The sequence below is a fragment of the Haloarcula quadrata genome (assembly GCF_003634715.1).
Taxonomy (GTDB): domain Archaea; phylum Halobacteriota; class Halobacteria; order Halobacteriales; family Haloarculaceae; genus Haloarcula; species Haloarcula marismortui.
The window spans coordinates 475,149-493,736 of record NZ_RBWW01000002.1 but is presented as its reverse complement, the minus strand read 5'-3'; the positions used below and the strand labels follow the sequence as shown (position 1 = coordinate 493,736).

Genomic DNA, 18,588 nt, shown 5'->3' with positions numbered 1-18,588 from the left:
CAACCGGTGGCTTCGCCGGCCGTTCCGATGGTCGGCTCAGTCAGCCAGTGAGATGTTCTGCCGGAGGTCGTCTTCGATTGCCTCAAGCGTCCGGCCCTTGGTTTCGGGGACGTAGCGGTAGACAAACACCAGTCCCGCGAGACTGCAGAGGCCGAACAGCCAGAACGTCGCAGAGGTTCCGACGCCGTCAGTCAGGACGGGGAACGTCAGCGACACGAGGAGATTTGCACCCCAGTTGGCGACGGTGACGAGGCCCATCGCCGACCCACGAACGGAAAGCGGGTATATTTCTGAGATCAGGAGCCAGAAGACTGGACCGAGGCCGATCGCGAAAAAGGACACGAACAGCATCAGACTGATCGTGGCGATGATGCCGAGGCCGCCTTCAAGCCCGGGCAGGTAGAACACGGTGCCGAGGACGGCGAGGGTTGCAACCATTCCACCGACACCGACAAGCAGGAGTCGGCGTCGACCGACGCGGTCGACGAGCATGATTGCCACGACCGTCATCACGACGTTAATTGTCCCGATACCGACTGTCGCGAGTATCGAGGCCACATTTCCGAGGCCAGTGGACTCGAGAATTGTCGGGGCGTAGTAGATGACCGCGTTGATACCGGTGATCTGCTGGAAGACGGCGAGTCCGAGTCCGACCACGAGCGCTGGGCGAAGCCATGGAGCTAGCAGGTCCCGAATGCCGGTTTCGGACTGTGTTTCGACGGTCTCTTGGATCTCGTCGAGTTCCTGCTCGACACCGCCGGACCGCGTTCGCTTGAGCACGGCTCTGGCCTCGTCTGTCCGCCCGTGTTCGAAGAGCCAGCGTGGGCTTTCGGGCATTTTCAGAATACCAATAGCGAGCACGACGGCCGGGACCATCCCGGCACCGAGCATCCAGCGCCACGCGCCAGCGTCGGCGAACGCGTAGTTGACAAAATACGAGAGCAGGATTCCGGTGGTAACCATGAGCTGATTGAGCGAGGTGAGTCCGCCACGGATCTCTGGTGGTGCGATTTCGGAGATGTACAGCGGACCGACAATCGACGCGAAGCCGATAGCGACGCCGTCGATAAGCCGACCGGCGACGAGGACGGGGACGGTCGGCGCGACGGCCATCGTGAACGATCCGACGAAGAATACGATGGCCGCAATGAGGATGAGTCGACGGCGACCGAGGCGGTCGGCTAACTGGCCACCCACGGCTGCACCGGCCGCGGCCCCGGCCATCGCGCCACTGACGATGATCCCCTCGACAAGCGGCGACATGACGAACGAGTCCTGGATGAACAGGAACGCGCCCGAGATGATCCCGGTGTCGAACCCGAACAACAGTCCGTTCAATGCGGCTAACGCGGAGACGATGTAGACGAACCGGTCGCCGTCACCGCGGAGGACGTTACGTATGGTCGCTGTGGACATCTATGTAAAATTGAACTCGAATCTGTGTAAAAGTCTTTCCAAGTCTATTCGCACGACTGCGGAGCCACTGGGAGACGCCTGTAACGGGCTGTGCTGGAAAATGGTGCCGTCATTCGTCTCTACCGTCGGTGATAATCGTCGCGAGGTGATCTCGGTCGAACAGGTGCGTCTCTGTGAACTCCTCTAGGAAGTAGCGCTTCGCGTACCGTTCGATCATGAATAGGTTATGCAGCGGGCCGGCGTAGATCGGGCCGCCGCGAAACACCATGTCATTTTGGACGGCCCGCAACTGGCTGCCCACTTCGTGGTCTTTCATAGAGGCGAGTACGGAGTTCTCGAATTCCTCCCGGGTCTTCCCTTCGCGATGGTATCGCAGAAGGAGTGAGTCCGGATCTATCTCCAGTAACGTCTCGTAATCGAGCGACTCCGAGCCAGAGTACCCCTCAACTCCGGTATCGGCAAAGGCGTCAGAAATGCCGAGCGTCTGGAAGTGTTCTTTGTTGGCCCCGTTCCCGCTGATCCGGTACGGCGTGAACGCCTCCGGCTCCTCGCCGGCGAACATGAGCGCGGCGTCTGGCCGATCCGTTGGCGCCGGGAGCCGAGCCTGCACCGTTTTGACCAGCTCGTCGTGGATTGCACGGATCGCCTCGAAGCGTGCCCGTTCCTGAACCATTTCAGCCACCTTCTCGAACGCCTCGTACAGGCTGTAGTACCGGTAGTCGTGCCAGTCGTCAGTCTGCCGGAAGATGAGGTTCCCGAGAAACGGTGCGACGTTCTCCCGAATCTCTGTGAGGTCAGACTGATCCCACGCCCCGAGCCAGTCGATAAGCGCGTTGGGATCAATGAGGTGCAGGTCCGCGTCCATCTCGTAGAACGGCTCCTTCGAGACGCCGTCGTTCCAGAGCTGTGTGAGCCCGTCGAGGTCAATAGACACTCCATCAAGCTCCTCGTAGTGCAGCGTCTTGTACCGTCCACGGTACCAGATCGACTGTACTGCGTCGCCGTGACCGAGCGCGACCAGCATATCGATGTAGTCCGCTGTGAACGGGGCGATTGTCTCGGGCACCGTTTCGAATTCGACGGTTCCGACTGGCTCCATCGTCACTGAATATGCCCCGCCGGAAGTCGCTGGATCGGTCTCAGTACCGCCCGCTCCGGTAGCTGTGGTCATGTCGCTGCCCTCGGTCACCAAAGACTCCTGACCATTCTCGCCCGAACAACCGGCGAGGAAGCCGCCGAAAGCGAGTGCCCCGCTACTTCTGACTATATCTCTCCGCGTCGGCCATTCGCACGCCGCTCTATCTGGATCAGTCATTCGAAATCACCCGTGACGATATCGGCGATTTGCTGCCGGTCGAACAGTTCGGTATCCGAGGTCACGTCGCCGAAGATATCTGGGTAGAGCTGTTGGGCCGCCCGTTCGGTCAAAAAGAAATTGTGAATCGGCCCCTGTCGGAGGTAGCCACCGCGATACACGCGCTCGTTCTGTACCGCAGTTAATTGACTGCCGACGGTGTGGTTCTGCATGAACTGCAAGATGGTCTCTCGGAATTCAGTCGCTGATTTCCGCTCGTGGCCGCGGATGAGGATAACGTCTGGATCGACCGATAGAAGCGTTTCGTAGTCGTATTCGCCCCGATTGGTCGTACTGAGGTTCTCAATATCGGTTCCGGCAAGCGAATCAGTAACGCCGAGGTCACGCCATTGCTTCTTGCTCGTGCCCTTGTCGTTCAGTCGATAGGGAGAGAACGACTCCGGCTCGTTGGTACCCTCGTAGGTGAGGAGGACGTTCGGACGCTCCTCGGCCGGCGGGAGTTGACTCTGGAGGTCCGCGATGTAGTCGTCGTGTAATTGTTTGAACGCCTCGTACCGTGCCTGTTCCTGAAACACCTCCGCGACCTTCTCGAAGGCCTGATAGAGCGTGTAATACCGGTAGTCGTGCCAGTTATCCGAACGACGGAATATCAGATTCCCGATGAACGGAGCGACGTTCTCGGCGATTTCGTCGATGTCCGACTGCGACCAGTCGAACCAGTTGACGAGCATCTGTGGGTCATAGAGGTGTACGTCGCTGTCGAGTTCGTAAAATTCCTCTTTCGTTCGGACCTCCGGATTCGCGTCAATCGTCTCTTGATCGACGGAAACACCGGGAAGCTCATCGTAGACGTACGTGTAATAGCGATCTCCCCCGCCGATACCTGTGAGGCCATCGGCCTGTCCAAGGGCCACGCCCATATCGGCGTAGGCGCCACCGTAGGGAAGCCATCGCTCGGGAACCGTCTGGAACGTAACGTCGCCAACCGGCTCCATGGAGACGGTATATGATTCCGTCTCGGTCGCCGTGGCTGTCGCTTTATCCTCGGTAGCGGTGGATTCTGAGACTGCATCGCCGGCACACCCGGCGAGTAAACTGCCGCCCGCAATTATCCCAGCACCCTTGATATAGTCCCTACGTGTCGGCCGTTCACGCGGCGTTTTCTCGTCGTCAGTCACTGTCCCGCACCCGTGATTATGTCAGCGACCCGCTGGCGGTCGAACAGCTGTTCCTCGGCGGGGATTTCGGGGTACGGATCACCGTCGACGTAGCCCGGCCACTCGCCGAACTGGTTGGGGTACAGTTGTTTCGCGGTCATCTCAGTCTGGAACAGGTTCAGAATCGGACCCTGCCGACGGGCACCTTGCGCGTATATCCGCCCCTCTTGGACAGCAGTGATTTCTCTTGTAACCTCGTTGTCCGCCAGTTGTGACCGAATATCGTCGAGATTGTGGGACCCCGCCATTGGCCCGAGGACGAGCAGTACGTCTGGATCAGCTTCGAGAAGTAGTTCGGTGTCGAGTGTAATATTCCGACCGTCGTCGCCGTACCCGTCACCGACAGCATCGGCTAACGCATCGGTCGCACCCAGCGGGCGGGTGTGAGCAGCGTAGTAGCCCGGGTGGTTCATCTTATAGCCCCAGATTTTCTCCCCGGATGTGGAAAACAGGACCAGTGCCGCGCTCGGCCGTTCACTTTCCGACGGCAGGCCCGCGCTGATAGTCTGCAGCATCGATTTGCGAACGGAGGCGAGCGCCTCGTACCGGGCACCCTCCCGAAACACCTGTGCTATCTTTCCGAAGATTTCCCAGAGCGTGTAGTATTTGTACGCATCGCCCCACCCTGACGGTGGTTCCTGCTGCGTGCCGCTGAGTGTGTTCCCAAACCACGGGCCAACGTTCGATTCTATCTCCTGGAGGCTGTTGTTGTCCCATCCCTCCGCTGTCGCAATCTTCGCCGGGTCAGCTACGTGGACATCGCTATCGAGTTCGTACAGCTTCTCTTTTGACGGTGGCCACGAAGAGTACAGGCCCTCCCAGTCGATTGAGACGCCTTCCAGTCGGTGGAGGAACTTCTGATACAGCGACTGATGGTATTCGGGTGCGTGCATTGCGTTGATCGCACCCCCTCGACCGAGTGCGACCAGCATATCCACGTGGTGGCCCAGTATCGTGAACACACTCTGGGGAACCGATTCGAACTCGACGGTTCCCATGGGCGACATCGTAACGGCGTATCTATCCTCAGCCGTCGTCGGTTCGGCCGTTGATTGGCCTCCTGTGCCTGTCTGTGTCGGGGCTGCTTCTGATCCGGACTGACCTGCACAGCCCGCTAGCAAGCTACCACCCACCACCGCGCCGCTGTACTTCATGTAGTCACGTCTTGTCGGGCCCTCGCGATTCATGTCATATCTCGACATAAATGTTAGGCCAGCCTAAAAATACATAACTGCTTCGGAATTTAGGCGCGCCTGAAAACAAAAGCCTGCGACAGACTTAGCCCAGCCATCCCAACTGCTGGTCGCTTGCTGCGCTTTCATCTCAGACCTGCTCATGGACAGTACAATCTCCGTGCTGTCATACCAGACTCAGGTCTGACCCATCGATTGACAATGTGTCAAGGGACGTCGAAATCTCCTCGCCAGTGGTCCAGCCACAACAGCGCTATTGGGGGAACGTACAACAGTAAAGTGTCCTTGCTGTGGACACACTAGTATGGCTGACGAGGAAATCGACGACGTGGACAGAGCAATTCTGTACGCATTACAGGAAGATGCTCGAAATATGTCGTCCGGGGACATCGCAGAGCGAACCGATACGTCCGACAGCACCGTCCGCAAGCGCATCAACCATCTGGAGTCCAGCGAGGTAATCAAAGGCTACAGCGCTGATGTTGACTATCAGCAGGCGGGCTACCCGCTCCGGATGTTGCTCTACTGCACTGCGTCGATTCCCGAGCGAGGCGATTTAATCCCCGAAATCCTCGATATCGACGGTGTGGTATCGGTACAGGAACTGGTCACTGGCGAGGAGAACCTCCTTGTGACGGCTGTCGGCGAATCGGATAGCGATATCACGCCCGTTGCGCAGGCACTTCTCGATATGGGCCTGACGGTGGCCGACGAAGTACTTGTCCGGAGTCACGAGACGACGCCCTTCGGTAAGTTCGATTCCGAGAACGAGAGCTAGCTGCGAGCGGGGCTGCTGCTGTTGCGGAGTTGCTTGTCGGACGACTGCGCCCACGGGACTACACGGCCTGACACGTTATCGAAGTAACTGCCGCGCTTCAATCACCGGCTGATTTTCGAGCTGCCCCAACGAACAGTTTGGTAATCTCGCCCCTTTTCGATATCCAATTCGCTCCTGAGAGCCGAACCTGTGTGCACATGAGTAGTGGACCCGCTGTCCAAGAAGATTGCCGACACAGGCTGTGAAGTACCTGGCTGCTACCACGGTAGTGCTTATCGCCGGAGCATCAGACGCAAAAACATAATGTTCTATAATCTACTTCTTTTGGAACAAATTGGTAGTATAGAAGGATTTAATAACCAGTACGTTCGCAGTAGGGGTGAAGACAACCAGAATCGGTCGATCACATTCCGTGATTACCGTGATCGGCCACGAACAACGATGTCAGGACGCAACTCACCGAAGACGGTTGGATCACTCCCGGACACGACGGCTGACTCGCCGCTCGTGCCCGTCGCACTCACATGGCTCGTGTGGTCGATGTTTGCCGCGAGCATTGCTGTGCTTGCCGTCCGAATCCGAACTGGGTTCGCGTGGGAGATACCCGGCGTTGTCGCCGTCGACGGACTGACAGTCCTGATGTGGGTGGTCGTCACCTTCTTCAGCGGTATCGTTCACAGCTATTCGCGCCGCTATCTGGCGGGCAGTCGCCTCAAAACCGGCTTTTTCGCCACCGTGTTCGGCTTCACGGTGGTTGTGATGGGACTGGTCGCGGCTGACCACCTCGCCCTGTTCGGCGTGCTGTGGCTCGCGATGGGGCTGCTGATGGCGAAACTCATCGGTATCGTCAGCGGCTGGGACCAGGCACAGGCGGCTGCGACGGTTGCCCGCAAGTACTTCATCGCCAGCAGCGCGCTTCTCGGCGTCGCGCTGACGGCACTGTGGTGGGCGACTGGCGCGACTACTGTCTCCGGAATTGCGGCGGCTGCCGACACGCTTACCGGTCCAGTGTGGCTGGTCGCCGCAGGCGCACTCGTGCTCGCCGCAATGATTCAGTCCGCACTTGTTCCGTTCCACGGCTGGCTCCTCTCCTCGATGACCGCACCAACGCCCGCCTCCGCGCTGATGCACGCCGGGTTCGTCAATGCGGGCGGCATTCTGTTGACTCGCTTTGCTCCGGTCATCACCGTCGACCCCGCGCTCATGCTCGGCATCGTTGCTGTCGGCGGTGCTAGCGCCATTGGCGGAAAACTCCTGAAATCAGTTCAAACGGACATCAAGGGTAAGCTCGGCTGTTCGACTGTCGGTCAGATGGGATTCATGATTATGCAAGCCGGCCTCGGCTTCTTTGGGGCTGCTATCACCCATCTCATCCTGCACGGCTTCTACAAGGCCTACCAGTTCCTCAGTGCCGGCGGACAGGTCGAACACACTACCCCGAGTGAGGGGACGCCACACACTATCGGAATGACGACGAGCATCGTCGGCGGCGTCGTCACGCTGCTGACTGGCATCGCCGGTGGCGCGGTGTTTACAGTGCTGACAGGGAAGGGAACGCATGTCGACAGCGGGCTCCTGTTGACCTTCTTCGTGGTGTTTACGACCCTCCATGCGGCGCGCAACGCCGTCCAGCACACCTCGCTTCCGATGGCGGCCCGCTACGGGGCCGTCCCAGTGGTCTTCTTCCCGGCCATCGTTGTCTATGCTGTTGTCTATACGGGTGTCTCGGGGCTCATGCCTGTCGGCCCCATAACGACCGAACTGACGCTGCTCCACGGCATAATCGCCGTCTTCTTCGTCGGCATCTACATCGGCATCGAGACTGGGATCCATGAGCGCAGCCAGCGCCTCTACGTGGCGCTGCTGAACGCCGGCCAGCCATCGGCCGACACCGTGCTGACCACGACGGAGGACTACAATGAGTACTGAACCCACCATCCACGACAGTATCGACACCGCTGCGACCACCGTCGGCTCCCTCTGGCCCATCCACTCGTTCGTGACGGCAAACCCCCTCGCGGGGTTCGAGGACCAGCCGTTCAGCGAGGCGGTCACACAGGCAGCCGACCTGTTGGGCGGCCGTGGCTACCCCAGCACGAGGACGTTCCGTGCAGCGCTGCAGCGCGGCCAGATAGACCCGGAGATTCTCGACGCGGAACTCTCCGAGGCCGGGTACGAGAAGGAACCCGAGATATTGCTCGACCGAATGGCCGAAGCGACCGATGCCGCGGACAGTGACTCCGACACCGCAACCGACCACGTCGATCAGGTCCTGACGAAATGGCTGTCAGCATTCCTCGATGAGGGGAGCGCCCACTGGTCGATGCCGAACCGCGAAGCGGGGTTCTACGCTGCATTCCGTGGGGTTGCCGAGCACGACAGCGAAATCCCGGATGCAGGAATTATCGCTGAGCTGCCTGAATCGCCCATTGAAACTATCGAGACCGTACTTGCATCCCACCCGGAGAATCAGTGGGTGCCCATCTTCGAGGAGCAACTGGCCGCTCTCCCTGGCTGGACGGGACTCATCAAGCAGCGTGCCGACGACGAGGGCGCGTGGCAGTCGACGTACCCGATTTCACTGGTTGGATACCTCGCGGCGCGTCTGGCCCTGCTAGACGCCGTCGGTGCTGCCCTCGCTCCCTCGAACGACAGCATCGACCCGGACCCGGCTGCCGAACTCGCCGGGGCGTTCCTGCGTGCCTGGGAAGCGAGCTACCGCGGCGACCTCGTCGAGACCGTTGCCGCGGAGAGCCAGTCGCTGGCTGACAGCGACAGTTCGGGCCGCCCGGACGCACAGATGGTCTTCTGTATTGACACCCGCTCTGAGATCATCCGCCGCCACATCGAGGCCACGGGCGACTACGAGACCCACGGGTACGCCGGCTTCTTCGGCATTCCAATGGAGTATCAGGGCTACGACACCGATGTGTCGGTCGACGCCTGCCCCCCGATTCTCGATCCACAGCACCACGTCACCGACGTGCCGATCGACGACGACACGCAGGAGAGCCACGACCGCTGGTCGGGCATCCGTGACACCGCCGACGAAATCATCGAGACGCTAGAGGCCAACGCCGCTACGGCCTACGGCTTCGTCGAAACTGCTGGGAGCGGGTACGGCCTCGCGCTCGCGGCCCGCACGCTTGTTCCCGGACGCGTGCACGACCTGTTCGATGCGGCTGACGGCTCGGTGCCCGACGACCACGAGTTCTGTGACCCGCTCGTCCACCACCAGCACACCTACGCTGGTGACCTGCCGGTGGGGCTGACCACCGACGAGAAAGTCGAGTACGCCGCCACCGCGTTCGACCTGATGGGCTGGGAGACGTTCAGTCGCCTCGTCGTCTTCACCGGGCACGCCAGTGAGACGACGAACAACCCCTACGATTCGAGTCTGGACTGTGGTGCCTGCGCCGGCAACCCCGGCGGCCCGAACGCCCGCGTGCTGGCGACGATTTGCAACGACACCGAAGTCCGGTCTGCGCTTCGTGACCGCGGCTTCGAAATCCCTGAAGATACCGTCTTCATCGCCGGCGAACACAACACGACGACCGACGAAGTAGAGCTGTACGACAGCGAGGTGCCTGAGAGCCACGCCGACGACCTCAAGCAGTTGCGCGCCAACCTCGCCACCGCCCGCGAGAACGCGGCTGCAGAGCGTGCCGAATCAATGGGGAGCGATGCATCGTCGGGGGTCAGCGAAACGCAACGCCGCGCCGCCGACTGGGCAGAGACCCGCCCCGAGTGGGGCCTGGCTGGCAACGCCGGCTTCGTTATCGGCCCCCGCGAACTGACGAGCGATGTCGACCTTGACGGCCGCGCCTTCCTCCACTCCTACGATTGGTCGACCGACCCTGACGGCGAGGCGCTGGAGGCGATACTCACCGGGCCGATGGTCGTCACGCAGTGGATCAACACCCAGTACTACTTCTCGACAGTCGATAACGCCGTCTACGGGAGCGGGTCGAAGGTGACTCACAACCCTGTCGGCAACGTCGGCGTCTACCAGGGCAACGGCGGCGACCTGATGACCGGCCTCCCGCTACAGTCGCTCATGGCGGCCGACGACGACCCGCACCATCAGCCGCTCCGCCTCTCGACGGTTATTCACGCTCCGGTCGACCGTGTCACCGACGTACTCGCTGACCACGCGGAACTGGCGACCCTGCTCGACAACAACTGGCTCTCGCTGACCGTTGTCGACCCCACGCAGGACCACCATGCCTTCCAGTACGAGCGCGATCTGGAGTGGTCGACTGTGTCTGAGGTGTCCGAAGCTGACCCAGCAGAACCGACCGCCACTGCAGTCGCAGACGACTGAGTCGGTCGGAACAGGCTGTATCTGAAACCGTTTGGGGCCAGTTAGTCCTTCGAAAGTGGACTTTATATCTATATAATAAAATCTCAACCTATAAATCGCTTTGGACGGAGATTATACCACTGGCTACCCTCAAATTGGGTGCGTATACACTCGAACTCGGTAGCTAACGTATAGAAAACACAAATCGGGCTTTTGAGTGGGATTTTACTGGTACAACGTAGATGTACGGGATGATAACACAGTGACCTGTTCCCGTTCCACTCCAATAGAAGTGGTTAGCGTGGTGTGAGGCCGACACCATCTGCGAGCAACTCGTGGGAGCGGAGTGCGTCAGCGTGGTTGCCGACGACGTGCTGAATCATCACCTCATCGACGCCAACACGGTCAGACAGTTGTTCGAGTATGTCGCTGAGTGTCTCTGGACTGCCGGAAATCGCCCGCGGCCACTCACCGGCATCCAGCGTGGCAGGCGTCGGTTCGGGCACAGCCCCGAGCTCGTCGATTGCTTCCTCGACAGATGGTGTCGTGCCGACAACCCCGCGTTCCATCCGCTTGAATGACGCTTCCGCCACGGCGCGGAGCCGCGCCGCTTCCTCGTCGGTTTCGGCACAGACCGCGTTTACCGCGACCATTCCCTGTGGCTCGTCGACGCCGCCGGCCAACTGCGAGGATTCGAAGTGGGTTCGGTATTCCTCGAAGGAACGGGTGGCTAACCCCGGTCGGATGAACGCGGCGAAACAGTAGCGCAGACCAAGCTCGCCGGCCAGCGCGGCGCTCGACGGACTTGACCCGAGAACCCACGGGACTGGTGTCTCCCCACCTGACCGGGGGATTTCAAGATCACTGTACGCGTGTCCATCCGGGTAGCCGTCGTAGAGGTGCGAAACGACGGCTTCGATTTTTTCGGCGTGGCCTTCGTCGGGGTTCCGGACACGTCGGTTCGTCCCGAGTGCCCGGTCGACGGCCGGAGAGCCGTTGGCCCGCCCAAGCCCCGCGTCGATGCGTCCCGGCGCGAGCGCGTCGAGCGAACCGAACAGTTCTGCGATCTTGAACGGACTGTAGTGATTGAGCAGGACCGCTCCCGATCCGAGGCGGATTGAGTCGGTTTCGGCGGCGAGGCTGCCGAGCAGTACCTCGGGTGTTGTTCCTGCGAGCTTATGACCCATCCCGTGGTGTTCCGCCACCCAGAACCGGGAATAGCCAAGGCGTTCGGCCTGCTGGGCTGCGTCGACGGTGTTCGTATACGCGTCAGTCGCAGTTCCGTCATTTGGGACCGGAGAGAGGTCAACGATTGAGAGGTCCATATCCTCCCACAACGGTGGCGAGGTTTAACCGTTCGGCTACTCACAGTGCGTGGCTATCTCACTCGGACACACCACTGTGATGGAACGTCCCGCCAGGGTATAACTAAAATCTAGGAAACCAACTGTTCTGCGAAAGCCTCTCTCAAATAGAATACCTTACTTCGCTCTACTGGCTATCTCTGGGCAGTGTGAAAGTCGGAGAGTTATCTCTCGGGTACCTTCCGAAACCCTCTGGAATCCCAAATCAGTGGGCTTTTAGCGATATCAAGCCGTCAATTCAGATAATACACCGCCTCAATGATTGTTTCAGAGTCGCGTCGCGGGGTCGTGCGTACAACGAACCTGCTGAAATTCCTTCCAATACTCAGTAATATCTGTATAGCTATTATATCACGCTTCTTTGGGAACAACCTTCCCAATGCAGTGCCGGTTACGAATCAAGTGATATCATGCCCTTGACCACAGTCGGCTCCATGGATCGGCGGAACGCGTCGTCGATGTCTTCAAGTTCGGATTCGAAGTCGATTATGCCCTCGACGTCGACTTCGCCGTCGGCCAACAGGTCGACAGCCGCGTCGTAGGTGTTCTTGTACCGGAAGGAGCCGTGGACGTCGACCTCGTTGTCGATGAGTTCCAGCACGTCGAATGGGACCTCCGCTTCGCTGGCCAGACCCACCAGAACGACCGTGCCGCCCCGACGGACCACGTCGATTGTCGACTTGATCGACGGCTCCGCACCGGAGGCTTCGACGACCACATCAGCACCGACGCCGTCCGTGTACTCGGCGACTGCCGTATCGAGATCCGTCTCGGTAACGTCGACTGTCAGGTCTGCTCCCCGCTTTTCGGCGAACTCTAGTTTTTCCTTGACAACGTCGGTCAGTATTATGTCCGTCGCGCCTGCGGCGCGCGCGGCCTCAAGCACCATCAGCCCGATAGGTCCCGCTCCGGTTATCAGCACTGTATCTCCGGTTCCGACGCTACCGCGGCGGCAGGCGTGGATTCCGACCGAAAGCGGTTCACACAGTGCCCCTTCAGCTGTAGAGACGGACTCCGGAAGCGTGTAGGCGAAATCGGCCGGCCACGAGACGTACTCTGTGAACGCGCCGTCGTGTGGCGGCGTCGCCATGAACCGAACTGATTCACAGAGGTGGTAGTCGCCGCGCTTGCAGTGGGCACAGCGACGGCACGGAACGCCGGGTTCGAGCGCGACGCGGTCCCCCGGTTCGTGATCAGTAACGTTCTCGCCGACCTCGACGACTTCGCCGGCGCTCTCGTGTCCGAGGACGAGCGGGTCTTCCACGACGTAGTCCCCGATACGACCGTGTTCGTAGTAGTGGACGTCGGAGCCACAGATACCCACGTCTCGCACGGCTACAAGTACCTCGTCGGGGCCGGGCGACGGTCTGGGACGGTCCTCCAGCTCGAACTCAGTTGGTTCTACCAGTACAGCAGTTCGCATACCTGGTGGCACGGAACAGAGCCATAAAAATACACAGGGTGGGTCGCCCCATTCGTACCGTGTCCAGTTACCACTCCGCGACGCTTCCGTCCTCGTGGTGCCAGACCGGGTTGTACCAATTGACCTCCGTCTGTGCCAGTTCACGGATGAGATCCTCGTCGATCTCGATACCGAGTCCGGGGCCGGTCGGCCGTTTGACGTAGCCGTCTTCGAACTGGAACGTCTCCGGGTCCTCTAGGACCTTGAGTCGCTGGCTCGTCGCCGGGTCGTGTAGATCGAGGTCCTGTTCGTGCAACACGACATTCTGGGCGCAAAACCCGACCTGCAGGCTCGCTGCGAACGCGACAGGGCCGAGCGGGCAGTGCGGAACGACGGCCACGTCGAACGCTTCCGCCATCGATGCGACCTTGCGCATCTCGCTGATGCCACCGACGTGAGTCACGTCGGGTTGGAGTATCGACACCCCGTCGTCGACGAGGAGGCGCTTGAAGTCATAGCGGGAATAGAACCGTTCGCCAGTCGCTATCGGAACAGTCGTCCGCTCTGCGATACTGGCAAACGAGTCGTCGTGTTCGGGGAGCAGTGGCTGATCGATGAACATCAGATCGAACTGTTCGAGTCGCTCAACGAGATCTGCGGCCATCGGTTTCGAGACGCGGCCGTGGAAGTCGACGCCGACGAGGGCGTCGTCACCGACGGCGTCACGGATTGCGGCCACCCGTTCAACCGCATGATCGACAGCATTCGGCGTCTCAATCGGCCGAAACTCCCGGGCGAAATTGAACTTGAACGCTCTGTAGCCGCGTTCCCGGTCCTCTCTTGCGGCGACAGCCACATCCTCGGGGTCGTCGCCACCGAGCCACTGGTACACGAGTAGCTTATCGCGGACGTGCCCGCCGAGTAGTTCGTGCACCGGGGCACCGTAGTGTCGCCCCTTAATGTCCCAGAGCGCGTGGTCAATACCCGCAAGCGCGCTCATGAGTATCGGGCCGCCGCGGAAGTAGCCGCTCTGATAGAGCTTCCGCCAATGATACTCGGTTCGGAGCGGGTCGGCCCCGAGGAGATACGCCTCGATAAGCTCGGTAACAGCGGCACGGACCGTCTCCAACCGGCCTTGAACGATGGGCTCACCCCAGCCGACGATCCCCTCGTCAGTCTCCAGTTTTAGAAGCAACCACCGCGGTGGCACGGCGAACAGTTCGAAATCGGTGATTTGCATAGCTATGTTATTTGTGAGGGAGTACTTGTAATGACTGGCTGCCGATATCGGCCGCGGAAAGGTGTGGCAGAGATAGCCGTACATTTATGCTGGAGGCTACCAGAGCACCAAGCGTACGCATGAGTGTACTTGACAGTTTCTCCCTCGACGGAGAGACAGCTATCGTCACCGGTGCGGCGCAGGGGCTCGGCAAACAGATGGCGACCGGTCTCACCGATATGGGGGCCGACGTCGCTATCGCGGACGTGAACGTTGAGAAAGCGGAGCGGACGGCCTCGGAACTGGACGGCGAGACGGACGTCATCGCGACGAAGGTCGACGTGACGGACGAATCCTCGGTCGAGGCGATGGTCGAGGACGTGACCGACCGCTTGGGGCCAATTGACGTCTTGGTCAATAACGCCGGCATCGTCGAGAACTCCCCGGCGGAGGAGACGAGCGTCGAGTCCTGGCGGCGGGTCGTGTCGGTCAACCTCGACGGCGTCTTTCTCTGTGCCAAACACGTCGGTCAACAGATGCTCAACCGCGGTGAGGGACGCATCGTCAACATCTCCTCAATGTCGGGGTTCGACGTGAACATCCCACAGAAACAGGCCAGTTACAACACGACGAAAGCCGGCGTCAGGATGCTGACCCAGTCGCTGGCGGTCGAGTGGGGCGATCAGGGCGTCCGCGTCAACGCTATTGCGCCCGGGTACATGCGGACCGAACTCGTCGACGAGGTGCTCGAAGAGAACCCGGAGATGGAGGAGACCTGGCTGGAGAACACGCCGATGGGCCGTCTCGGTCGACCAGAGGAGCTGAAAGAGCTCGTCGTCTACCTCGCGTCGGACGCCTCGTCGTACATGACGGGGTCGACCGTCGTGATGGACGGCGGCTACACCTCGCGGTAAAAGCGTCAGGCCCCGGACAACGAATCGTCGGTCAGTGCAGCCAACCGATCTTTGGCGTCGTCCCACTCGCCACCAGCCTGTGGTTCGTAGGTCGTCGTCTCGAACGCCGACTCGACCAACTGCCGCCCGGTTTCGATGTCCGGCACTGTCCCGGCCGCGACAGCCTGTGTGAGGACGTTGCCGACAGCTGTCGCCTCGACTGGGCCAGTCGACACTGGGCGGTCGGTAGCGTCAGCCAGCAACTGACAGAACAGCTCGTTTCTGACACCGCCGCCGCCGAGAACGATACGTGACGGTGGGTCCTCGACGACTGCCGCGAGCGCGTCGAGTTCCAGCGCCGTCTTCGCCGCCAGACTGTCGAGGAGACAGAGGACGATACCGCCCTGCCCCGTCGGCATGGGCTGGCCCGTTCGTCGACAGTAGGCCCGAATCTGGTCAGGCATCGGCTCGTCGATGCCGAAGGTGTCGGCGTCCGTATCGACGAGTGCGGTCCGCGCCGGGGCTTTTTCGGCTGCCGACAGTAACGTATCGTAATCGGCTGGATCGTCCGCATCGCGCCACGCTTTGCGGCATTCTTCGAGCAGAAAGAACCCGTTGATGTTCTTCAGGAGCCGAACGGTCCCGTCGACGCCGAGTTCGTTCGAGACGGCGTGCTCGAAGGCGGCGTCTGTCCGTACTGGTTCGTCTCGCTCGACGCCGAGGATGAACCACGACCCCGTGTTGAGAAACGCGGCGTCCTCGGCCAGCGGAAGGCCGGCGACGGCCGCCGCCGTGTCGTGGCTCGCCGGCATCACGATCTCCGGCGTCGAAGACAGGCCCGAAATGACGGTGTCGTCGACGGGACCGAGGCGCTGACCGGGTTCGGACAGATCCGGGAGCAGGTCCATCGGAACCGACAGCTCGTCGAGCAGGTCGGTGGCCCACGTCCGCGCCTCGGGATCGACCATCTGTGTGGTCGAGGCAATCGTCACGTCGCCCGCCGGCTGTCCCCCTATCCGTGCCGAGAGGAGCTGTGGCATCATGAGCAAGCCGTCGCTTTCTTCGAGAAGTTCGGGCTCGCGGTCGGCGATAGTGTGGAGTTGCCACAGCGTGTTCGGTGTGTTCCAGTTCGTGATGCCGGTCGCGTCGAACAGCCGCCGCTTCCCGACAGCCTCGAAAACCTGCTCGCGCGTGGCCGTCGACTCGGGGTCGCGGTAAGAGACCGGGTCCCGGAGCAGTTCGCCGTCGGACAGGAGTCCGAAGTCGAGCCCCCAGGTGTCGATACCGACCGTATCGAGGCCGTCGGCGCGGTCTTCGGCCGAACGGAGCCCGTCGCCGATGTGGTCGACCAGCGCGTCGACGTCCCAGACGTAGCGGCCGTTCCGTTCGACGGGTCGGTTGTCGAACCGGTGGACCTCCTGTACCGCGAACGAGGACTCGGTCACCTCGCCGAGGAACACCGTCCCGCCGCTCGCGCCGATGTCGATTGCGACGTGGTTCATGGGATGCTCTCAGGTGTGGTTCGCACGAGTGGTCACTGTCCGTAGCTGTCGAGCTTATCGGCCAGCCGGTCGATCTCCTCGTCCGGGAGGATCTCCGGCTCGCCGATGGCCCGGGCCTGATGGTGGATGCGGGCGCAGTACTCGACCATCAGCGCGACCGTGTAGGCGTCGTCCAGCGACTCGTCGGCGGTCAGCACGCCGTGGTTGCGCAACAGCGTGGCGTTGAACGACTCGCCCAGCGCGTCGACGGCGGCCTCGCCGAGTCTCTCGGTCGCGTGCGTTTCGTATTCGGCGACGGGCACCTCTGTTCCGGTGAACGAGAGGAGGTAGTGCGATGCCGGTATCGCCTCCCCAAGCGAGGCGAACGTCGTCGCGTACGGCGAGTGGGTGTGGACGACGCCGCCGACCGCCGGTCGCTCGCGGTAGACGGCCAGATGCATCGGCAGCTCCGTCGACGGGTCGACGTCGCCCTCGACGACAGTGCCGTCCGTGTGTACGATCGGAACGTCTTCCGGTTCGATCTCTCCATAGGGGATTCCCGACGGGCTGATCGCGATGTGGTTCTCGTCGAGCCGGGCGCTGAGGTTCCCGCCAGTCCCGGTTGTCAGGTCGTCGTCGAGCAGGCTCCGGCCGTACTCGCAGATAGCGTTACGCGTCTCGTAGTGTGGAATATCTTGAGCTGTCATGTGTCGTGTGTCGATAACTGTCGGTTGCGGCGAGTGAGGCGACGACGGGTATCGCCGTCACTCGGCGGGTTTTATTTGCTCTTCGAGCGCTATCTCCGCGTCGTCACCGAGCTGGCGCTGGTGGATCGTCTCGCCGCTGGCGGCGTCGAACAGGTGTACGTCCCGATCCGGAATCTCGACGTAGACGTGTTGGCCCTCGCTGATCGGGCGCTGGCCGTCCGTCTCGACGATGAACGTCTGGTCGTGGCTCTGTGACCGCGCCCGGAGATAGACGTAGGAGATACTCCCCATCGGTTCGACGACGTCGACGACGGCCTCGAACTCGTGGCCCGAGTTCGCCCGGTCGTGAAGCGTCATGTCCTCCGGCCGGATACCGAGGACGAGTTCGTTTCGACTGCTAACAGCGGACTGCATCCGCTTGGTCAGGTCGAAGTCGAAGCCGTCCGCGCGGAGCGTTCCGCCCTCGACGTTGCCCTCGAAGAAGTTCATCGACGGCGAGCCGAGGAAGCCGGCGACGAACTGGTTGGCCGGACGGTAGAAACATTCCAGCGGCGTCCCGACCTGCTGGAGTTCCCCGTAGTTGAGGACGACAAGCCGGTCGCCCATCGTCATCGCCTCTGTCTGGTCGTGGGTGACGTACAGCGTGGTCACGTCAAGGTCGTTCTGGAGCCGGTTGATCTCGGTCCGCATCTCCGCCCGAAGCTTCGCGTCTAAGTTCGACAGCGGCTCGTCCATCAGGAAGACGTTCGGGTCACGGACGATAGCGCGGCCGAGCGCGACACGCTGTTGTTGTCCCCCGGAGAGTTCGCCGGGCTTGTCGTCCAACAGCATGTCGATGTCCATCATCTCGGCGGCGGACGTGACGGCTTCTTCAACCTCGTCGGCGGACATGTCCGTCGACATCTTCAGCCCGAAGGACATGTTCTCTTCGACGGTCATGTTGGGGTATAGCGCGTAGTTCTGGAACACCATTGCGATGTCCCGGGCTCGCGGGCCGAGCTGATTGACGAGGTCGTCGCCGATGTGAATGTCGCCTTCGGTTTGCGTTTCCAGCCCTGCGACGATGCGCATGAGCGTGGACTTCCCGCTCCCGGACGGACCGACGAAGACGATGAACTCGCCATCGCGGATGTCCAGCGAGACGTCGTCAACCGCGACGATTGACTCATCTCCCTCACCGAATCGCTTCGTAACGTCGTCGATTGTGATCTTTGCCATTATTTTCTCTCCGATGTGCGGCTAAGTGAAGCTACCGCCGCCGCAGGGGCGTCGTTTGCGAGCGATACCTGTCGAGGTGTGG

At 61.1% G+C, this 18,588-nt stretch carries 14 protein-coding genes; 4 read left to right on the top strand and 10 right to left on the bottom strand.

Annotated features, from left to right (window positions below):
* Nucleotides 1-36: 36 nt before the first annotated feature.
* The 4 genes from BDK61_RS19580 to BDK61_RS19565 all read right to left on the bottom strand — a co-directional run bounded on the left by BDK61_RS19580 (nucleotide 37) and on the right by BDK61_RS19565 (nucleotide 4,946).
* The gene (locus BDK61_RS19580) at nucleotides 37-1,416 is read right to left on the bottom strand and encodes a sugar porter family MFS transporter (RefSeq protein WP_004965853.1); all 1,380 of its coding nucleotides are present in this window, start codon (nucleotides 1,414-1,416) and stop codon (nucleotides 37-39) included.
* 109 nt (nucleotides 1,417-1,525) lie between these two features.
* Complete coding sequence (locus BDK61_RS19575) at nucleotides 1,526-2,731, bottom strand: ABC transporter substrate-binding protein (protein ID WP_121304267.1); 1,206 nt, start codon at nucleotides 2,729-2,731, stop codon at nucleotides 1,526-1,528.
* Nucleotides 2,728-3,909, bottom strand: a complete 1,182-nt coding sequence (locus tag BDK61_RS19570) for an ABC transporter substrate-binding protein (RefSeq protein ID WP_121304265.1) — start codon at nucleotides 3,907-3,909, stop codon at nucleotides 2,728-2,730. Before BDK61_RS19570 ends, BDK61_RS19575 begins: the two co-directional genes overlap by 4 nt.
* Nucleotides 3,906-4,946, bottom strand: a complete 1,041-nt coding sequence (locus tag BDK61_RS19565) for an ABC transporter substrate-binding protein (protein ID WP_121304263.1) — start codon at nucleotides 4,944-4,946, stop codon at nucleotides 3,906-3,908. Before BDK61_RS19565 ends, BDK61_RS19570 begins: the two co-directional genes overlap by 4 nt.
* A 499-nt stretch (nucleotides 4,947-5,445) precedes the next feature.
* Between BDK61_RS19565 and BDK61_RS19560 the strand changes: the two genes are divergently transcribed.
* The 3 genes from BDK61_RS19560 (at nucleotide 5,446) to BDK61_RS19550 (ending at nucleotide 10,243) form a co-directional block, all read left to right on the top strand.
* Nucleotides 5,446-5,919, top strand: coding sequence for an Lrp/AsnC family transcriptional regulator (locus tag BDK61_RS19560; RefSeq protein WP_004965861.1), 474 nt, complete (start codon nucleotides 5,446-5,448; stop codon nucleotides 5,917-5,919).
* 441 nt (nucleotides 5,920-6,360) lie between these two features.
* Nucleotides 6,361-7,848 carry a proton-conducting transporter transmembrane domain-containing protein gene (locus BDK61_RS19555; protein WP_121304261.1) on the top strand — a complete coding sequence of 496 codons (1,488 nt, stop codon included), beginning with the start codon at nucleotides 6,361-6,363 and terminating at the stop codon, nucleotides 7,846-7,848.
* A complete protein-coding gene (locus tag BDK61_RS19550; protein WP_121304259.1) occupies nucleotides 7,838-10,243 on the top strand; it encodes a DUF2309 domain-containing protein in 2,406 nt (801 codons plus the stop codon). The genes BDK61_RS19555 and BDK61_RS19550 overlap by 11 nt, the downstream gene beginning before the upstream one ends.
* Before the next feature lie 275 nt (nucleotides 10,244-10,518).
* On the opposite strand, the gene BDK61_RS19545 is transcribed toward BDK61_RS19550, so the two are convergent.
* From BDK61_RS19545 to dgoD, 3 genes are all read right to left on the bottom strand, one after another.
* Nucleotides 10,519-11,547: an LLM class flavin-dependent oxidoreductase gene (locus BDK61_RS19545; protein ID WP_121304257.1), complete on the bottom strand. Its 1,029-nt coding sequence runs from the start codon at nucleotides 11,545-11,547 to the stop codon at nucleotides 10,519-10,521.
* A gap of 430 nt (nucleotides 11,548-11,977) precedes the next feature.
* Nucleotides 11,978-13,009, bottom strand: coding sequence for an NAD(P)-dependent alcohol dehydrogenase (locus BDK61_RS19540; RefSeq protein ID WP_121304255.1), 1,032 nt, complete (start codon nucleotides 13,007-13,009; stop codon nucleotides 11,978-11,980).
* A gap of 67 nt (nucleotides 13,010-13,076) precedes the next feature.
* A complete protein-coding gene (dgoD, locus tag BDK61_RS19535; protein ID WP_121304253.1) occupies nucleotides 13,077-14,228 on the bottom strand; it encodes a galactonate dehydratase in 1,152 nt (383 codons plus the stop codon).
* A 119-nt stretch (nucleotides 14,229-14,347) separates the two neighbouring features.
* On the opposite strand from dgoD, the gene BDK61_RS19530 reads away from it, so the two are divergent.
* Complete coding sequence (locus tag BDK61_RS19530) at nucleotides 14,348-15,121, top strand: SDR family NAD(P)-dependent oxidoreductase (RefSeq protein WP_121304251.1); 774 nt, start codon at nucleotides 14,348-14,350, stop codon at nucleotides 15,119-15,121.
* A 5-nt stretch (nucleotides 15,122-15,126) separates the two neighbouring features.
* On the opposite strand, the gene BDK61_RS19525 is transcribed toward BDK61_RS19530, so the two are convergent.
* Genes BDK61_RS19525 through BDK61_RS19515 form a run of 3 tightly spaced genes read right to left on the bottom strand, consistent with a single transcriptional unit; the run spans nucleotide 15,127 to nucleotide 18,506 of the window.
* Nucleotides 15,127-16,602 (bottom strand): rhamnulokinase, encoded by a 1,476-nt coding sequence (locus BDK61_RS19525; RefSeq protein ID WP_121304249.1) that lies wholly within the window; start codon nucleotides 16,600-16,602, stop codon nucleotides 15,127-15,129.
* Nucleotides 16,603-16,634: 32 nt separating this feature from the next.
* Nucleotides 16,635-17,288: a class II aldolase/adducin family protein gene (locus tag BDK61_RS19520; protein ID WP_121304247.1), complete on the bottom strand. Its 654-nt coding sequence runs from the start codon at nucleotides 17,286-17,288 to the stop codon at nucleotides 16,635-16,637.
* A gap of 57 nt (nucleotides 17,289-17,345) precedes the next feature.
* Nucleotides 17,346-18,506, bottom strand: a complete 1,161-nt coding sequence (locus tag BDK61_RS19515; protein WP_121304245.1) for an ABC transporter ATP-binding protein — start codon at nucleotides 18,504-18,506, stop codon at nucleotides 17,346-17,348.
* Between the last annotated feature and the right edge of the window lie 82 nt (nucleotides 18,507-18,588).

Bases quoted from the DNA above. Each gene is read 5' to 3' on its own strand.
- BDK61_RS19520 (WP_121304247.1), bottom strand. From the start codon at position 17,288: ATGACAGCTCAAGATATTCCACACTACGAGACGCGTAACGCTATCTGC.
- BDK61_RS19550 (WP_121304259.1), top strand. From the start codon at position 7,838: ATGAGTACTGAACCCACCATCCACGACAGTATCGACACCGCTGCGACC.
- BDK61_RS19530 (WP_121304251.1), top strand. From the start codon at position 14,348: ATGAGTGTACTTGACAGTTTCTCCCTCGACGGAGAGACAGCTATCGTC.
- BDK61_RS19575 (WP_121304267.1), bottom strand. From the start codon at position 2,731: ATGACTGATCCAGATAGAGCGGCGTGCGAATGGCCGACGCGGAGAGAT.
- BDK61_RS19580 (WP_004965853.1), bottom strand. From the start codon at position 1,416: ATGTCCACAGCGACCATACGTAACGTCCTCCGCGGTGACGGCGACCGG.
- BDK61_RS19565 (WP_121304263.1), bottom strand. From the start codon at position 4,946: ATGGGAACCGTCGAGTTCGAATCGGTTCCCCAGAGTGTGTTCACGATA.
- BDK61_RS19540 (WP_121304255.1), bottom strand. From the start codon at position 13,009: ATGCGAACTGCTGTACTGGTAGAACCAACTGAGTTCGAGCTGGAGGAC.
- BDK61_RS19525 (WP_121304249.1), bottom strand. From the start codon at position 16,602: ATGAACCACGTCGCAATCGACATCGGCGCGAGCGGCGGGACGGTGTTC.
- BDK61_RS19555 (WP_121304261.1), top strand. From the start codon at position 6,361: ATGTCAGGACGCAACTCACCGAAGACGGTTGGATCACTCCCGGACACG.
- BDK61_RS19515 (WP_121304245.1), bottom strand. From the start codon at position 18,506: ATGGCAAAGATCACAATCGACGACGTTACGAAGCGATTCGGTGAGGGA.
- dgoD (WP_121304253.1), bottom strand. From the start codon at position 14,228: ATGCAAATCACCGATTTCGAACTGTTCGCCGTGCCACCGCGGTGGTTG.
- BDK61_RS19545 (WP_121304257.1), bottom strand. From the start codon at position 11,547: ATGGACCTCTCAATCGTTGACCTCTCTCCGGTCCCAAATGACGGAACT.
- BDK61_RS19560 (WP_004965861.1), top strand. From the start codon at position 5,446: ATGGCTGACGAGGAAATCGACGACGTGGACAGAGCAATTCTGTACGCA.